A 17,156-nucleotide genomic window follows, 5' to 3' on the forward strand; every position below is an offset into this window, starting at 1 on the left:
TTTTTTTCTGTTATGTAAATCGAAACATATATATAAAAGAATGAGAGGGCGCAAGTAATCGTTGTTTTTTAGAGATCGTTAACCATTATGTTTTTAGATTTGTTTAAATTTTTATTCTGATTTGGCTGATGGAAAAACCAAACAGACACCTGCGAAAAAAATGATTTTTTCGCAGGTGTCTGTTTATGTTGCATCATGAGAGCAGTGGATTCGATGATGTGCCATCTATTTAGTACGCAACGCAATCAGCTTTTTCATAACTTATTTTTTATCGCATGATACAATGGCGCTAGTTCTTTGAGCGCCTCAGCAGTTTTCTCTTCAATGTTTGTGTATTCATTTGGAGAAAAAAACAGTTTGCCAAGTTGGAAGGTTCGATTGCCCATTGTCTCTCGCAGCTCTTCTTGCTTGCTCTTATCTGATAAATAAACGGATAAAGGCAAATGATCTTCCAGCTCATTTTCAGGCTGAGGCCAGATATAATATTCTTCAATCGCTACCTGGGTACTCCATTCCTGCAGTAAAGATAGCGATTGATTGTATCCTTCAACGCTTCCTTCTCTCGTATCACTTTTATAGTGCTGATACATCAAATAGATTTGGTATTGTTTTTGATTCAACAAAACTGCTAGACAGGCATTCTCGTCTTGACGAGATTCGCTTCGGTACGCGCTCCAAAAATGACTGCGTAAATTCCAGCCATTCGTCCAACTCTCGATTTTAGGTTTGCTCATGCCATACGTATCAGGCAAAAGTGCAGCAGTCTGGAGTTGGATCTCTTTCCATTTTTGCCAATGTGCTTTGTATTCTTGTTTGATTTGTTCGACTTCATCTGGTGTATGTATTTCTTTGAGTTGTTTGAATGCATAATTGTCTCTGTCAAATAACTGATAGTCTTCTTTCATTAGATCCATTTTGTTCCCTCTTTTCTTTTTTATTTTAACTATCTTATTTAAAAGAAACAACTGTAAAAAAGCTGAATCGAAAAAGCAACTGCTTGCTTTTCGAGTTCAGCCTCTGTTTCCATTTACAGGAACGGTCATGAAGTTTTGATCACATTGAGTAGTGTCGTAAATAAAATGGCACTGGAAGCAGCTCCCGGGTCGATATGTCCGATTGCACGCTCTCCTAGATAGGAAGCTCGTCCTTTTTTAGCTACCAAGTCTTTGGTGTGTTCTTTTGCCTGTTCAATGATTTCTTTTGTTAGATTTCCTGCTTTCAATGCCTCTGTAACTGGGAGCCAAACATCTAACATCGTTTTATCGTCAGCTTCTGCCTTTCCTCGGCTTTGAATACCCGCTGTTCCCTGCTCGATCACTTCTCCTAATTTTTCTTGAGAATCAATAGAATCGACCTCTTTTGTCGCTTTCATCATGTTCATGAATGCAGATCCGTATAACGGACCAGAAGCACCACCAACTTTCGATATCATCGCCATAGAGAATACTTTGAATGTATCACTAATTGTTTCAGGATGATCGGTTTGAAAAGCTTCTTCATAAGCTGAAACCCCTCTTCCCATATTATTTCCGTGGTCTCCATCGCCAATCGGGGTATCTAGATCACTGAGATATTGTTTGTTCTGATTGATTGCCTCTGCAAATTGTGAGAGCCATTCTTGGATTTCTTGAACGGTTAGTTTCATATTATCACCCTTTTATCTTGAGATTGTCTTACCATGAAATCGTCTGTACATTGCTTTCTAAAGAATCTTTCCATTGTGTCTCCGTCAAGTCGATCAGCGTCAGAGAAAGGCCTTGCATATCTAGTGAGGTCATAAAATTACCGACTTTTCGGAAAACTACATTGACGCCTCTTTCTTCCAACAGAGCTAAAACATCATTCATGAATACGAACTGTTCCATCAAAGGCGTCCCGCCCATTCCGTTGACGAATACACCTGCTTCTTTTGGCAAATTCGAGTAATCATCTAAAATCTTAGTAACAAGTTCCTTTGCCAGTACTTTAGAAGGCTGCATCTTTTCTCGACGATAGCCTGGCTCACCGTGGATACCAACACCATACTCGATCTCATCTTCTCCTAGTTCGAATCCTGGTTTCCCTACTTCTGGTACAGTTGCTGCTCGAAGCGCTACACCGATCGTTTTAGTTGCCTGTACGACCTTTTCTCCCAATTCTTTCAACTCTGCTAGGGAAGCACCGTTTCTTGCTGCATCGCCCACGATTTTGTGTACAAGGACAGTACCCGCAACTCCGCGTTTTCCAGCAGTATACGTACTATTTTCAACGGCGATATCATCATCTACGATCACACTTTCTACTTCAATATCGTCCATAGCAGCTAGTTCCTTTGCCATATCGAAGTTCAATGCATCCCCTGTATAATTCTTAACAATCAGTAAAACTCCTTTTCCACTATCCGCTTCCTTGATAGCCGTTTGAATCTGATCTGGAGTTGGAGAAGTAAACACATCACCAAGCACCGCTGCACTTAACATTCCTTCCCCTACAAACCCGGCATGGGATGGTTCATGTCCGCTTCCTCCACCAGAAACCAAACCAACTTGTTCTGCTTTCTGATTCTTGGCTACAACGCGGGAAGATTCTACACGATGAACAAGTTCTGGATAGCTTTTTACTAATCCTTCCAGCATTTCTTCGACAATATTGCTTGGATCATTCATGATTTTTTTCAATTTATTCCCATCCTTTCTTTCCGGCATTTTGTGCTTCTGTTAAGATTTGCTGAGTATCATCCGTTATACCGGCAGTGATGGCTGCTGCAAAAGCTCCTTCCACTAAAGGCGCATCCACCAGATGATAACGTTGCTGCTGTTCTTCTTCCAACATGTCTTTTGCCAATTCCGAATTCAATACCGCGCTGCCGATATCCGCAAAAACAAAATAACTAGCTGCATCGCTTGACTCATTGACAGCTTCTACGATTTTCATCGGGTCTGATCCGATCTCGCCATTTATTCCGCCGAGAGAAAAGATCTGAACCTCTTCGGATTTTTGCATCTGCTCAATCATTTCTTTAATACCATCTGTTACTTTTTGACTATGAGAAATAAGCAAAATACTCTTTTTCACAAGAATCTTCCTTTCTTTTACATAGTTGCTAACGATTGGTTTCGCTTTCATTAATGAACAATTCAAGTATATAATAAATTCCTAATTTTGGGAAAATATGTGTTGCGCATCTTGAACTTTGTTATACTTTCATTAAAGAGAGGAGTGATCAAATGATTACAACAACCACGAATAGTGTGGAAGGAAAAACCGTAGTAGCTTATAAAGGAATCGTTTTTGGTGAAGTTATTACTGGAATCAATGTATTGAAAGATTTGGGGGCTGGTTTGCGAAACGTTTTTGGCGGCCGTTCAAAAAGTTATGAAAATGAACTAATGGGCGCAAGAGAAGAAGCCCTTGCGGAAATGGCCGAACGTGCAAAAGCATTAGGAGCTGATGCAATCATCGGCGTAAAAATGGACTACGAAGTATTAGGCAGCGACAATGGCATGCTGATGGTCACATGTAGTGGAACAGCTGTCTCCACAAGATAAGTAGGAATAGCTGTCTTAATAAATAAAAAGAGATGGGACATGTAGTGGGATCCAAGAGTTAGATTTTTCAGTCTAACTTCGAGGTTCACTACCTTCCCATTCTCTCTTTTTTATTTCTTTTTGCGAATGATTCCGTAAGCTGCTGCAACTAGCACACCTGTGCCTACGAAGGAATAATTGACAGAAGCTGTTTTTTCATTTGTTTTTGGTAAAGTCTGACTTGTTGATTCGGATGGCTCTGTCGTTTGCTGAACTGTTTCTGTCGTGGTTCCAGAGGCCACTGATTTTTCTCCTGCCGAATGCAAAATATCTTTTATTCGTTGGAAACTAGCTGCTAAGTCTGCTTTTTTTGCTTCAAAATCATCAGCAACTGTTTGCGCTTCGCTGATCTTTCCATGGATCGCTTGACTGGCCGCTGTGATATCCGCTTGAGTTTGACTTAGCTTTCCAGAAGCTGTTTCAGCAACCTGATCTAATTGTTGATTGAACTCTTTTGCTTGTTGGATCTTCCCGTCAAGATCTGTTTGGACAGCTTCCGCTTTTGCTTTCGCTTCAGCAAGCTTTTTCTCAAGTTGTGCACGGTCATTTCCTGCTTTATTTTTAAGATCAGCTAAATCTTGATCGATTGCTGCTTGGTCTTCTTTCAATTTGTTTTTTGCAGCTTCTAATGCTTCTTCGAGTTCTTTTCTTTTATTTTCCAAGTCTTGCAAATGATCGATTTGGTCAGAAGAGGTAGAACTATTCGTTGATGTATCTTCTGAAAACGAAATCGTTTCTCCTGAGTTATCTGTCGGTACATTGGAAGTCATTTCTGTTTCCGAGGTTCCGTTTTCAGCATCAGAAGAGCTTATAGTTGTTGAAGGCTCTGTTTGAGCAGGTTCAGAAGTTTCTGCAAAAGCCGTATGTCCGAAGAAGAAAATACCGGAAACAGCAATCGGCCAGATCAACGGCTTCATTCTTTTTTTCATCACTTTTCCCATCCTTACTACTTTTTAACTAATTTCTTATTATAAGCAAAAATGATTGGAAGAACCATAAACACAACAGGCTGTTTGTCTAAAAAACGGTGCATCTTTTATTTTTTTGTACGTTCCGGACTTTTCCATGTCCCGCTTCCATAACCTAAAATCGTTTTGACTGCTGGAATGAAAGTCGTCACGATCGTTATCGCGTTCACTATCCAGAACAAAAGCATATATAGTGGCGCGAAAAGAAGATATTTCAATTTTCTTCGTCGATCATCTACAATCAGCGAAGCTAACAACTGGAAAAATCCTGCGACCATTTCAAAGCAGATGAACACAAAACTGAATGTAAAAGTGACATAGATCTGTTCATAGTTTCCTTGGTACACATAATGCCCAATCAATCCAATAAAAAGAATCACGGAAATACAAAAGAATATTGACCAGACAATACTCAATGTTTGATCAATGAAGATGATCGTTCTTCCGATATGTTCAAAAGGATGGAGCATCACTTTTTTGAAATTCGTCAACCAGACTTCTGTTCCACCTTTTGCCCAACGTTTTCTTTGTCGATATAGCATCTTCAACGTCACAGGTACTTCCATGAAAAAGATGATCCCAGGAGCAAAAACAGATACCCAATCATTCAACTGATGATCCCACGCAATACTGATGTCTTCTGTCGCTCGATCTTGCCTGAATCCGCCCACATCGATCAAGGCTTCTTTTCAATACATCGTATTTGCCCCACTGTACGCATAAAGGCCACCGAAAACAGCTGACTGTGTTCGTTTGATGATACCAACGATACTCGAGAATTCAACCGTTTGCGATTTTGCAATCAACTTGGTACGATTTTGGACATCCATATTTGCAGTGACCGCAGCAATATGTCTTGCACCAGGGCGAATGAAATAATTCACATACCTGTTCAGTGCATCTGGTTCCGGTACCGTATCTGCATCATTGCTTAAAATCAATTTCCCTTTTGCAAAGGCAAGTCCGATATTAAACGCATGGGCTTTCCCTTTATTTTTTTCGATCCGAACCACACGAAGATTAGCGTATTTTTTCATCAGTCTGGCTAATATTTCTGGTGTTTGGTCCGTTGAACCATCATCGGTCACTAATACTTCATAGTTGTGATAATTCAATTTCGTCATCAAATACTCAATCGTATCTTCGATCACGATCTCTTCATTATGGGCTGGCACCATGATCGTAATGAACGGTTCGACACCCGATGGAACATCTACCCATTCTTTTTGTTTATGTTTGTATAAAAAAACATAACACCAGACACCAATAAACCATGCAAATCCGCCTAAAATCGGGTAAGAAACGAGAAAAAAATACATGATAGACAAACAAGTATCTAGGAATTGATTACCTGTATGAGTGATTGAGGTCATTTCAGTTCCACCCCATTTTCTTTATACAAATCTGCAATGAGTGTCGTATCTAGATTTTTCTCTTCGGAGACAGAATAAAAACGGACCGTTTCTCTCTCTTCTTTTGTTCCAAAACGTTCCGTATACATTTCTTCAAGTAATTCTTGTCTTTTTTTCAATTCTTCATCTTCATATTCAAAAGACTTATTTACTTTTCTATACAAATTTCGATTGTTCCATCTAGTCAACACAAATGAGATAATCAGGAAGCTGAAAAAGATCAATGCAAAAAAGCCGATGAAGAAATACAGCATTTTCTTTTCCAATAAAAAAGCGTACAAGTAAAAATCTTTGGCTCTTTCTGGTCTTGTTAATGGGAAAAATACCCATATAAAAGGAAGAACAACGATCATCCAACCCAAAAGAGCCACTAGCGTTTGCCAAATTTTTAACCAATAATTACCTTTTGAAAAATACTTATCTTTCACCAAAATCGATGCAACTTCTTCTCTTGTTACTTTTTTCATATCCTCACCTCACATTTTTGTTACGACGTAGGAGTTTACCATACTTTTCATTTCTTTTCACATAAAGTGTTCCTAAATTTTTCCTAAGAAAAAGAACAAAACATTTCTCATCGGCAAATGAAAAATATTTTGTTCTTTTTATCAGTTATTCTTTTTATTTTTTTATCTCTTAATTATGTTTCTCTTTCCAATACGACAATGCTTTTCATTCCTCTAGATATCGCCGTGTACATTTGTCTGCGTCTTCTTTGCTCATCTCTATCGTTTTCAAATGGATACAAGATTACATGATCAAATTCCAGTCCTTTTGCTAGACTCAAAGGGATGATCTGGCAGTTTTCTAATCCATATGAACTTTTTTTAATCGATTCTTGTAGCGTTTGGGTTTCCTCTTCTGTTTGGGTGATAATTGCCGCTTTTTCTCCTTTTAGAGAAGCCAAAATCTCAGCTAGTATTTCCAACAATTCTTCAGAGGATCGAAAAGAGCGGTATTCGGGTTCTTTTCCTTGCGGTCGGATCGATACGATGTCGATCTTCTCTTGATCCACAGCATAGGTTTTGAAAAGCTCTGTGATTGCTCCGCTAGAACGGTAACTATTTCTAAGATCATACCGATGGATCGGCAGATGGTAGTCGTCGAAACAACGCATAATATCAGCAAAAGTAGTGGAAGAATTAAAGATTGCTTGATTCTCGTCACCTACTAAAGTAAAGTGAGTTTTTGGAAATAATTCGATCAATAGACCTAATTGTGCCAGGGTATAATCTTGTACTTCATCAATCAATAGATAGCGAAACGCTGGTACATTTACCTTTTCAACAAGCAAATGATGAATAGCTAATAAAATGACTGCTTCATCAACAGTACGTGTGTGTGGCCAAACATAAGCTGAGCCATATCGTTTTTCATAAATTCTTTCAAACAATCGGTGCTCATCCACCCATGCCATTTCTTCGATTTGTCTGGTTATTTTTCGATAGTTTTTTTGTAAAAGTTTCCTTGCATAAGCTGCGATACTTTGTTCCGAATCATCAGAAATCAATTCACCGAATAATTTCAACTGTCTATCTTCTGTCAACGAGAGTACCTGATTCTGCACAGCAGGACTTTTTGCTTGTTTCAAAAGATGATTCTTCCATTCGCTCATCAGTGCCTTTTTCGTTGCTTGAAGCCTGTCGATCAATTTAGGATGAGCAGGGACTTTCTCATATATTTTTTTGATCGTTTTTTTAGAAAGAACTGTTTTTCCATTTTTAGTAAGTCCACGGATAAAATCAGGATGATCTAGAAACAAAGGATCTGATCGTTTTAGATCATCAATATACTCTTTACTACGCAAGTGTTCTGCTTGCTCTGATACATTTTCTTTGGTGATACGTTTGAAATAAGCTTCTTCACCTTCTATTTCCTCTGCTGAAAGCTGTGAAACTAGCTGCAAGATGGTTAGATTCAGTGGATTTCTTTCGCCTAATGATGGTAGGACATTCGAAATATAGTCGATGAACCGATGATTAGGCGATAGAATCAGCAAGTCATCAGATGTCATCGTATCTCGATATAAATAGAGCAGATACGCAATACGCTGCATGATAGCAGAGGTTTTACCACTACCTGCTACGCCATTTACCAAGATATTTTGACTTTTCACATCCCGAATGATTGTGTTTTGTTCCGATTGGATCGTAGCAGTGATAGCATTCATTTCATTGGTCTCATCTTGACCTAACACTTCTAATAACACATCGTCTTGGATAGCTACAGACGTATCAAAAAACTTGACCAAACGATCTCTTTCCAAAATAAATTGACGTCTTTCTTTGATAACCGTATCGATTTTATTTTGACGAACCGTATAAGAAGATGGGCCAATCATGTTATTGTAAAAAAGTTCGGCAATTGGTGAACGCCAATCATAAACAAGATTTTCATCTGCATCATCTGTGAAATTTGCTGTACCGATATAAAAGGATTCTTTTGGCTCATTATCCAGAAAGTCTACAACGACTTTTCCAAAGTAGGGACTTTTCAATAAACGTTCGATCTTTGCTAGCTGATTTTCTGCGTTTTTCTGTTTGATATTCATCTGATCGATTTCTCTATTTTTCATTTCAATCATCGAAAAAGTATCCAGGTTATCTAAGTAACTGTCAAAATTCAATCGAAGCTCGCCAGCCATTTCTTTCAGCGACTGGTTTCCTTCTACTTTTGCCGTATCCATCGATTCACGCAGTTCGTTTCTTTTATCGATTAGCTTTTGATACACGTTCTTCAGATATGCTTCTTCTAACTGCTTTTGTGTGTTGACCATACACATTCTCCTCTTTTTTTAAAGTGGCGGAACCGATTAGTTTACCTCTTTTAAGAGTCGAATGCAAGCTTTTTAACGAGTATCATTTGTTAGGATATATCAGTTCTTCAGGTCGGACAGTTTGATATAAAGAAAATGCACCATCAAGGTTTTTTACGTGGTAGCCAGACTGCTTCAAGATTCTTTCCGCTAGATAGCTACGTAATCCGCTATGACAGCTGACGATATATTCTTGTTGGCTGTCTAATTCATTTAATCGGTCCCGAAGTTCATTCAAAGGGATATGTTTGGCTTCCTTGAATTTGCCTTTTTCCAATTCTTCTGCTGTTCGCACATCTAATAAAATTTTTCCTTTGGCTAATTCTGTCGGCAATTCCTGCCATTGTACGGTTTCACTAAGCCCTTCTGCAATGTTCATTGCTGCATATCCTAGCATGTTTACTGGATCTTTGGCTGAGCCAAATGGCGGTGCATACGTCAATTCTAACTCCGGCAAATCGAAGATCGTCAAATGCCCTTTGATTGCTGTTGCTAAAATATCGATCCGTTTATCCACACCTTTTGCCCCAACACCTTGTGCACCATAAATCTCGCCAGTCTCTGGATGGAAGATCAACTTCAGTAAAATATCTGTTGCTTCTGGATAATAGCTTGCATGATCTTTTCCTGACACATGAACGACTTCAAAAGACAGCTCGTTTTCTTTGGCTGTTCTTTCACTTAATCCGGTGGATGCGGCAGTCATTCCAAACGTTCGTATAATTGCTGTGCCAATACTGCCTTGATTTCTTCGAGAAATTCCGGAAATCGTGTCCGCAACTTGTCTACCTTGACGATTGGCTGGTGAAGCAAGAGAAATAAGTGCATCTTTTCCAGTGATTGGCTGTTTTACAACGATAGCATCCCCCACCGCATAAATATCAGGAATATTCGTTTGATAACGTTCGTCTACTAGGATACCCCCGCGTATACCTAATTCGATTCCAGCAGTCACTGCTAGCTGGTTATCAGGACGAACACCAATGGATAAAATAACTAAATCAGCAGGAATGGTACGCCCGTCATCCAGTCGCAATCGTTTCCCATGGTCTTCAAATCCAGCGACAGCATGAGAAGTAATCACTTCTACTCCTTGATGAGACAATTCTTTTTCTATAAAAGCTGCCATTTCTTCATCCAGTGTCGGAAGAATATGCGGTGCTTGTTCGATCACCATGACTTCTAAACCTCTTTTTTTTAGGTTTTCTGCCATTTCCAATCCGATGAATCCTGCACCAACGATCACGGCACGCTTTGGCTGTTTTTCTAATGCATGCATCACTTTATCGATATCTGGTACATTTCTAATAGAAAAAACATTGTCGGCTTCTGTTATCCCTGGAATCGACGGAACAACTGGTTTTGCACCAGGAGATAAAACCAATACATCGTACTGTTCCAAGTGTTTTTGACCCTCATGTACGACTTCTACCGTTTTGTTTTCAGGAAAGATAGCTGTCACTTCATGATTTGGACGCACATCTAAACAAAAACGAGCGGATAATGATTCTGGCGTTTGGACAAGAAGATTTTCCCGGTCACTGATTTCACCAGAAAGATAATAAGGCAAGCCGCAATTTGCAAAAGAAACATACGGTCCTTTTTCAAAAACAACGATTTCTGCATCTTCCATTAATCGGCGAAGCCGTGTAGCAGCAGACATTCCACCTGCTACACCTCCGACAATAACGATTTTCATCTTATTTCCCTCCTACTGTTCGATCAAACCATTGATTCATACCGCCACGTACATTCACCACATCATAACCAGATTTCTTTAATTCTTTTGCTGCTTGTTTACTCCTCATCCCTGATTGACAAATCACATAAACGGTCTTTTCTTTGTCTCCATCATATCTGTTTATGCTTTGTAATGGAATATTTTTAGCTCCTTTTATATGCCCGCCCCGGTATTCTACAGGTGTTCTAACATCAAGTAATACTGACTTTTCTAAAAGCTTTTCCTTTAATTCTGGGACTGTTATCGATTTTATTGGCTGAAATAACAAACTCATTTTCTGCACCTCGTTTATATTTTATAAATACCTTACGGGGTATATTAAACAGGAGCTTTCTTATTCTGTCAACCAGAATGACTCTTCATTTTTTTAACTGCTTTTTATATTTGCATAAAATACCGATTAGGGGTATTATCGAGTTATAAAAAATAGAGGAGAATGTGCTATGGAGATTGAGAATAAAAATATCCTGAACCGTTTGAAACGTACAGAGGGGCAAATTCGTGGTATCCAAAAAATGATCGAAGATGAAAAAGAATGTATGGATGTCATCACTCAATTAAGCGCTGTTCGTTCCAGCATTGATCGCGTAATGGGAATGATCGTTGCAGATAATCTGAAAAATTGCTTTGAAAATCCCGATAGTAATCCAGAAGAACAAGCGGCTAAATTAGAGCAAGCGATCAAGATGATTATTAAAAAGTAAAGGAATGATTTCAATGAAAGTCGTTTTCCATATTGATGAATTAGAAAAATGGTCAGAAACAGGGAAAAACGTAAAAAACCTGATAAAAGCTTCTCCTGAAACGACGATCGTCGTTTCCGTCAACGGTATCGCAATTACCGGTTATCTAGACTTTGCCAATGCAGAATTCTTAGATTTGAAAGAAGTCGTTTTTCACGCTTGTGCGAATGCTATGCGTGCTAATCATATTTCAGAAAGTTCTTTACCTGAACAAGTAATCGTTGTACCAGCAGGTGTACTTGATTTAGTTAAACTGCAATCCCAAGGTTATGCTTATATCAAGCCTTAGTCAGTAGAGGTTGTGAGCCTACCCATTTAACTCCGAGTTACAAGAAATAATTTTAAAAACAACTTCTCATGTTTTTGGTTTGGTTGGCTTATTATCGAGAAGTAGCTATTGGGAGTCTATTTATCAAAAAAAGGAGTGCGACATAGGTCACACCCCTTCTTTATTTTCTTTGAAACATCTTTCGGTACTCGACAGCATACAAGACAAAAGATTGTAAAAGACCGTAAGTGATGACGGCAAAAATGACTCTCACCCACAGCGTTGGTAATTCTGGGAAAAGCAGCAAAAGGATCATGCCAACATAGATGACAGCAGTCGCTACTTTGCCATACCACTTCGCACCACTTAATTTGATATTTTTAGATAGCCCGATTAATCCAGCTACAAACATAAAGCCTTCTTTTATCAAGAATAGACCAAACAACAGCCAAAGCCACGGTCGATACCATGCCATAGACAAAATCAGAAAAAGTTGTGTCAATTTATCTGCAAACGGATCAAGCACCTTCCCTAAGTCTGTTACCTGATTATATCTCCGAGCAATGACCCCATCTAGATAATCAGACAAACCTGAGACAACAATGACCACTCCTGCTACATAAAACGACTGTCTCAGCACAAAATAAAGATAAATCGGCAGCAAGAGAATACGGAATATCGATAAAAGATTCGGAATTGTTTGGATTTCTTTACGCCAGTTTGTGCTTATTTTCATTTGACCGTCCCACCTCCTCAGCACTCTTTTTTTTATTTTAGCTTACATAGAGAATAAAACCAATGATTTTACTGCTGTTATTTTTTTGCAATCACTGATCATATGCGTTGGTCTGAAATAATCACTTGTTGTTTTCATCTTTTGCTCTTCTTTCTTCCTGTCGTTTACGCATTTCTTTTACTAACGCTTTATGGGCTTTTTTTGATCCTCGCTCTAGATCACGCTGCTGTTTCCGTGTTTTAAAATCAACAAACAGACTGTCTAAATCGTAACCTGTCGGGTACAGATTTTCTGCTGAACGCACCAGACGAACACGCTGACGAGGCACACGGATCATTTCTTTTTCTAAATATACGGCAATCGTATCTTCACCTATATCCTCATAAACTAATGCTTCTTTTTGGTATTCATTCACAAATATTCGATCGCCTTTTGCAAAGAGCTGGCGTTCTTTTTTATTGTCCTTCCTATTTATACCTGCTGTCTTAGGAGGAAATTCTTTTTTCTGTGTCCGATAGGCTTTTTCCTCCAGGTAACGCTCTGCTTGCTGGATCAATTTCATAGACATAGCCATTTTATGAGCAATCCATAAAGCTTGGCTTTCTCCTGTTTCTCCAACACGCAATTGATATTTAGGACGAAGTGCTTCCCGATCGAAAGCCATAGCAGCCGGCACAAAATCTTCATGATCCCTAGCAAATTTCTTAATTTCTCCATAATGGGTCGTGGCAATGATCAATGCCCCCTGCTCATACATAGATTCCATGATTGCGATCGCTAATGCAGCCCCTTCATTTGGCTCTGTTCCACTGCCAATCTCATCCAGAAGTACCAATGTATTCCTTTTTATCTTTTTCAAAATAGCAGCGATGTTTTGCATATGACCAGAAAATGTACTCAACGCATTTTCTAAATTTTGGTGGTCACCGACATCGACGAAAACCTCATCAAAGACAGCAAGCTCTGTCCCTTCTTTTGCCGGAACTTGCATGCCGAACATCGCCATCAAAGTCAATAAACCGACCGTCTTCAACACGACTGTTTTGCCGCCGGCATTTGCTCCGGTAATAATCAAGCCTCGATAGTCTTTACCGATTTCAACATCCAATGGTACCGCATGATCAGGTAAAAATGGATGTCTGCCTTGTTTGATGACGATATGTTCTGATTTATTGATTTTAGGCGTGATCCCATTGATTTCTCGACTGAATTTTGCCCGAGCAAAAATGATGTCTAATACCGTCATCGTTTCGATCAATAAATCGATTGCTTCTTCATTTTCTGCAATAGCACCAGTCAATGCAGCCAGAACTTGATATTCTTCACTGATTTCTTCAGCTTTTAACAACTGATAGTGTTCATTCAGTTTAGAAACCACAGTCGGTTCAATAAAAACCGTCGTTCCTTTGTTCGATTCATCGATGATCGTCCCATCTACTTTATTTTTATAGCTGGCTTTGATAGGAATCGTATAGCATTCACCTTTTTGAACGATTATTGCTTCTTGGATCATTTCTTTGTTTTTCGGATGACGCAAGAATTTCAGCAATTTTGACTGGATTTCTTTTTCTATTATTTGTAATTGTTTGCGTACTTTACGCAAATTACGTGAAGCATCGTCACTGACTTTATTATTTTTTATTTTTTGGTCAATCAACTCTTCTACATTTATCAAATCAGGAAGATGCTTGCTATAAGCAAATAACAAAGGTGCCTGGTATTGATTCTTATCAAAAAACTTTGTGATCATCCGACTGCTTCTTAGAAAATCCGCATATTCGATCAAATCAGCGGGCGACAGAACCAATCCTTTTTTGACTTGTTCTGTCAGTGCATCAATCCTCGGCAATCCCATAAATGGAACATGCTGACTACTTTCTAAGATCAAGCGTGCTTCTCTTGTTTCTTCTTGACGATCCAAGACGGTTTGTAGGTTTGACGAGGTCGTCATCTTACTGATTCGTTTTTTGCTATAGTTTCCGATTGCTCTTGCTTGGATTTCCTTTTTGATCTGATCAAATTGTAATTGACTAATCATTTCGTTGTTCATACTCTCTCCTTTTCTTGAAGAGATACCTGTCCCAAAATAAATAAGGGCCTAGAGATAAATAAAAGGATAGAACACAGCTTAAAAAAGTCATGTCCTATCCTTATTAGAATACAAAGATATTGTTTTCCTGACAGGTACCGTTTCATAAGCACACCAAATAAACCTTGTTTATTGGCTATTCGACTTACTGATTAGATACCAGCTACACTCACAAAACATTCCCCATTCTTCTAGGTCTTATTTATTTTCCACTTAACTATAGCAAGACGCCTTTTGATTGTCAAACCTTAGTATGTTTTATAGATTTACACCATTAATGAATAGACACCTACCGCGATAATTGCTCCGATCATTGGACCTGCGATTGGTACCCATGAATATGCCCAATCTGAAGTTCCTTTATTAGCTATTGGCAATACCGCATGTGCTAATCGAGGACCAAAGTCCCGAGCAGGGTTGATTGCGTATCCTGTTGGTCCTCCTAATGAAAGACCGATGGCTAAGATCAATCCACCTACAGCGAATACGTTCGTTCCAGGTGCAAATTCGTTTTGTCCAAAAGCTAGCAACCCAAGAACTAATACAAAAGTACCAATTAATTCTGTGATTACATTTGCTGGATAGTTCCGTATAGCAGGACCTGTTGCAAACGTACCCAAAATCGCACTTTCATCTTTCGTTGCATTCCAATGTGGCAAATAAGAAAGCCAAACAAGAATGGCCCCTGCAAAAGCTCCTAAAACTTGCGCAATGATGAAAGGAACGACAAGATTCCAACTAATTGCCCCTGTCATCGCCATAGCTAGAGAGACTGCAGGATTCAAATGAGCTGGGCCCATGAATCCAGAAATATAGACAGCCATTGTTACAGCGAGTCCCCAACCAAACGCAATGACAATCCAGCCAGAAGCTTGTGCTTTACTTTTGTTTAGATTCACAGCCGCACACACACCATCTCCAAGCAAAACTAGGATCAATGTCCCAATAAACTCCCCCATGATTTGAGTCATATCACTGTTCATTTATTTCTCCCCCTTTAGTTCCCGCAGATCTGATTCTGCGATCAATGCTTCTAAACGTTTAGTCTGTTGCGCCTTCTCTTCTTCTGTCCACCCAAAATACTCAGCAATTGCATCGATCACAGGTTGCTTGATCTCATCCAGCTGGTCTCGTTCAAACAACAGATGATTCGTCCGACGAATGAGATAATCACCTGGGGCTAAAACCATTTCTTCTTCTAAGCCATAACGTAACCGAGCTGACTCAGCGAGACTCAAACCAGGATAAGGTGTCATTTCTTTTGCTAATTCAAAGATACGTCGAGCATTAGTCCCGTAAAAATCAGCGATATAAGTAGCATCTTCTTCCTCTAAACCGGCTGCTACTCCTTCTTTTGCTAATTCCCTCACTGTTTCTTCTAATTTCGTTGGATCGAAGTTTCCACCTGAAATCTGATATTTTTTAGAGTCGATTTCTTTCGTCTCTATTCCGTATTCTTCTTTTAACAGCTGACGAATCAATCGTAAAGCTCCTTCTGCCATCTTACGGTAATCAGTGATTTTCCCACCTGATAAAGTCAACAAGCCATCTGGTTCTCTTTCTAAAGAACTACCTCTGGAAATCGTAGAAGGTGCTTTTTCGTCGCGGCTGTTTTCCAAATGGTTCAACACATCTTCTACTTCAGCACGAGAAACTTTATTTTCCTTATATTCACTTACTGTATCAACCACTTTATTGAAGCTCTTGTCTGAAATCGATCCGTTATCTCCGCCATTATAATCAGAACCAGAATTACCAATCAATAGTGGACGAAGCCCTGCCCAGCTTGCTTCGATATCTGCCAATGTGATATTTGCTTCTGGATAGCGATGGTTGATTACATCCAATAGATAATCCACGTCTTCTTGTGTGACTTTTGGATCCGTAAAGTCTCCTTGGTAATCCGTATCTGTCGTACCAAAGTAAGTTTTGTTTTCTCTTGGGATAGCAAAAACCATCCGCCCATCTTGTTTTCCTGTATCGAAGTATGTGGGTTGCGGTACAGGCAGTTTTTTCGCATCTACGACTAAATGGATTCCTTTGGTTGGACGCATTTTAGGAGAGACTGGACGCGTAAAATTCAAGTTCCGTACTTTATCTACCCAAGGACCACTCGTATTGATCACTAATTTTGCTTTGATCTCTATCACTTCATCTGTCAGCAGATCACGAGCTTTGACACCAACGATTTGATCGCCCTCATATAAAAAGCCAACCGCTTTCATTTTACTTACTAGATAAGCCCCATCTTCTGCAGCCTTTTTGATATTATCGATCACTAAACGGGCATCATTGTTGCGGAAATCCAGATAAACACCTGCACCTTTTAGCCCTTCTTTTTTCAAAAATGGTTCTCTTTCCAATACTTCTTCTGGTGTCAGGGTATAGTTCTCATATTTAGTTCCTGTCACATTTGCCAGTTTGTCGTAAAGGTCCATTGCTACTTTGACAGAGAACATATTGAAGGTTGTTGCTCCTTCATCTTCATAGATTGGTAAAAGCATTGGATCTGGTTTTGGGATGTGTGGGGCAATACCTTGTACGACTGCACGTTCACCAACTGTGTCAGCTACTACTTCCACATCAAATGTTTTCAGATAACGAATACCGCCATGCACAAGTTTGGTCGAGCGAGAGGACGTCCCTTCTGCAAAATCTTGCATTTCGATCAATCCTGTTTTGATTCCTGATGCTGCTGCCTGGACTGCCACACCGGCACCAGTGATTCCGCCACCGATGATCAACAGATCCAATTCTTCTTGCTGCATTTTTTGAATGCTATCTTGTCTTGTCTTGTTTGAAAACATATGGATTTCCT

Annotated in this window: 16 protein-coding genes and 1 pseudogene; 3 read left to right on the forward strand and 14 right to left on the reverse strand. The window is 39.3% G+C overall.

From position 1 onward, the window contains the following. Positions 1–254: 254 nt before the first annotated feature. The 4 genes from HMPREF2961_RS12025 to dhaM form a co-directional block, all read right to left on the reverse strand. The gene (locus HMPREF2961_RS12025) at positions 255–914 is read right to left on the reverse strand and encodes an HI_0552 family protein (RefSeq protein ID WP_002315956.1); all 660 of its coding nucleotides are present in this window, start codon (positions 912–914) and stop codon (positions 255–257) included. A gap of 125 nt (positions 915–1,039) precedes the next feature. Beyond that, positions 1,040–1,645 carry a dihydroxyacetone kinase subunit DhaL gene (gene dhaL / locus HMPREF2961_RS12030; protein ID WP_002315957.1) on the reverse strand — a complete coding sequence of 202 codons (606 nt, stop codon included), beginning with the start codon at positions 1,643–1,645 and terminating at the stop codon, positions 1,040–1,042. Positions 1,646–1,673: 28 nt separating this feature from the next. Further along, a complete protein-coding gene (dhaK, locus tag HMPREF2961_RS12035) occupies positions 1,674–2,684 on the reverse strand; it encodes a dihydroxyacetone kinase subunit DhaK (protein ID WP_002329626.1) in 1,011 nt (336 codons plus the stop codon). Further along, on the reverse strand, positions 2,659–3,054 hold the full coding sequence (gene dhaM, locus HMPREF2961_RS12040) for a dihydroxyacetone kinase phosphoryl donor subunit DhaM (RefSeq protein ID WP_002304157.1): 396 nt from the start codon (positions 3,052–3,054) through the stop codon (positions 2,659–2,661). The genes dhaK and dhaM overlap by 26 nt, the downstream gene beginning before the upstream one ends. 152 nt (positions 3,055–3,206) lie before the next feature. On the opposite strand from dhaM, the gene HMPREF2961_RS12045 reads away from it, so the two are divergent. After that, positions 3,207–3,527: a putative heavy metal-binding protein gene (locus HMPREF2961_RS12045; RefSeq protein WP_002315959.1), complete on the forward strand. Its 321-nt coding sequence runs from the start codon at positions 3,207–3,209 to the stop codon at positions 3,525–3,527. Positions 3,528–3,637: 110 nt separating this feature from the next. Here the strand turns inward: HMPREF2961_RS12045 and HMPREF2961_RS12050 are convergent, their stop codons facing one another. The 6 genes and pseudogenes from HMPREF2961_RS12050 to HMPREF2961_RS12075 form a co-directional block, all read right to left on the reverse strand. Then, positions 3,638–4,495, reverse strand: coding sequence for an LPXTG cell wall anchor domain-containing protein (locus HMPREF2961_RS12050; RefSeq protein ID WP_002315960.1), 858 nt, complete (start codon positions 4,493–4,495; stop codon positions 3,638–3,640). 107 nt (positions 4,496–4,602) lie between these two features. Continuing rightward, a pseudogene (locus HMPREF2961_RS12055) lies at positions 4,603–5,907 on the reverse strand (glycosyltransferase). Then, positions 5,904–6,413, reverse strand: a complete 510-nt coding sequence (locus HMPREF2961_RS12060) for a hypothetical protein (RefSeq protein WP_002315963.1) — start codon at positions 6,411–6,413, stop codon at positions 5,904–5,906. Before HMPREF2961_RS12060 ends, HMPREF2961_RS12055 begins: the two are co-directional and overlap by 4 nt. 173 nt (positions 6,414–6,586) lie before the next feature. Continuing rightward, the gene (locus tag HMPREF2961_RS12065; RefSeq protein ID WP_025477363.1) at positions 6,587–8,722 is read right to left on the reverse strand and encodes a HelD family protein; all 2,136 of its coding nucleotides are present in this window, start codon (positions 8,720–8,722) and stop codon (positions 6,587–6,589) included. A gap of 82 nt (positions 8,723–8,804) precedes the next feature. Continuing rightward, positions 8,805–10,460 carry an FAD-dependent oxidoreductase gene (locus HMPREF2961_RS12070; RefSeq protein ID WP_002315965.1) on the reverse strand — a complete coding sequence of 552 codons (1,656 nt, stop codon included), beginning with the start codon at positions 10,458–10,460 and terminating at the stop codon, positions 8,805–8,807. A gap of 1 nt (position 10,461) precedes the next feature. Beyond that, positions 10,462–10,776, reverse strand: a complete 315-nt coding sequence (locus HMPREF2961_RS12075) for a rhodanese-like domain-containing protein (RefSeq protein ID WP_025477364.1) — start codon at positions 10,774–10,776, stop codon at positions 10,462–10,464. 169 nt (positions 10,777–10,945) lie between these two features. Between HMPREF2961_RS12075 and HMPREF2961_RS12080 the strand changes: the two genes are divergently transcribed. Continuing rightward, the gene (locus HMPREF2961_RS12080; protein WP_002292566.1) at positions 10,946–11,206 is read left to right on the forward strand and encodes a metal-sensitive transcriptional regulator; all 261 of its coding nucleotides are present in this window, start codon (positions 10,946–10,948) and stop codon (positions 11,204–11,206) included. A 13-nt stretch (positions 11,207–11,219) separates the two neighbouring features. Further along, complete coding sequence (locus HMPREF2961_RS12085) at positions 11,220–11,534, forward strand: DsrE family protein (protein WP_025477365.1); 315 nt, start codon at positions 11,220–11,222, stop codon at positions 11,532–11,534. Between the two features lie 160 nt (positions 11,535–11,694). Here the strand turns inward: HMPREF2961_RS12085 and HMPREF2961_RS12090 are convergent, their stop codons facing one another. The 4 genes from HMPREF2961_RS12090 to glpO all read right to left on the reverse strand — a co-directional run bounded on the left by HMPREF2961_RS12090 (position 11,695) and on the right by glpO (position 17,145). Further along, positions 11,695–12,249 (reverse strand): CDP-alcohol phosphatidyltransferase family protein, encoded by a 555-nt coding sequence (locus HMPREF2961_RS12090; RefSeq protein WP_002315969.1) that lies wholly within the window; start codon positions 12,247–12,249, stop codon positions 11,695–11,697. A 121-nt stretch (positions 12,250–12,370) separates the two neighbouring features. Continuing rightward, positions 12,371–14,299: an endonuclease MutS2 gene (locus HMPREF2961_RS12095; RefSeq protein WP_002315970.1), complete on the reverse strand. Its 1,929-nt coding sequence runs from the start codon at positions 14,297–14,299 to the stop codon at positions 12,371–12,373. A 305-nt stretch (positions 14,300–14,604) separates the two neighbouring features. After that, positions 14,605–15,321 (reverse strand): MIP/aquaporin family protein, encoded by a 717-nt coding sequence (locus tag HMPREF2961_RS12100; RefSeq protein ID WP_002292560.1) that lies wholly within the window; start codon positions 15,319–15,321, stop codon positions 14,605–14,607. Beyond that, positions 15,322–17,145 (reverse strand): type 1 glycerol-3-phosphate oxidase, encoded by a 1,824-nt coding sequence (gene glpO / locus HMPREF2961_RS12105; protein WP_002315971.1) that lies wholly within the window; start codon positions 17,143–17,145, stop codon positions 15,322–15,324. Positions 17,146–17,156 lie beyond the last annotated feature (11 nt).

The organism is Enterococcus sp. HMSC076E04 (genome assembly GCF_001814285.1).
Lineage (GTDB): Bacteria > Bacillota > Bacilli > Lactobacillales > Enterococcaceae > Enterococcus_B > Enterococcus_B lactis.